Raw genomic sequence first — 280 nt, forward strand, 5'->3', positions numbered from 1 at the left:
CAGACATTCCCGCACCGCCGACGGCGCGGCATTACCGATGGGGCGACGGAGAAGGGTAGCCGGGCGGGGTTCTGGACGTCCCCGTGAAAGCGCGTAGGGCGCGCAGCGTGGAAATCAGCTGCGCACGGGGCCTGAGACGCGAGACGAAGCGAGCGAGCGAAGCCGGTGAGCCCATGCTTCCGAGAAAAACCTCTAGGGAGTGCCGTCGGCGCCCGTACCAAAACCGACACAGGTGGGCGGGTAGAACATACCGAGGCGATCGGGAGAACCACGGTTAAGG

The 280-nt window shown here is 65.7% G+C and carries 1 rRNA gene; it reads left to right on the plus strand.

Going from position 1 to position 280, the window contains the following annotated elements:
• Positions 1-280, plus strand: a 23S ribosomal RNA gene (locus NE591_RS15790); the annotation flags it as partial.

The sequence above is a fragment of the Adlercreutzia sp. DFI.6.23 genome (assembly GCF_024462535.1).
GTDB lineage: Bacteria > Actinomycetota > Coriobacteriia > Coriobacteriales > Eggerthellaceae > Adlercreutzia > Adlercreutzia rubneri.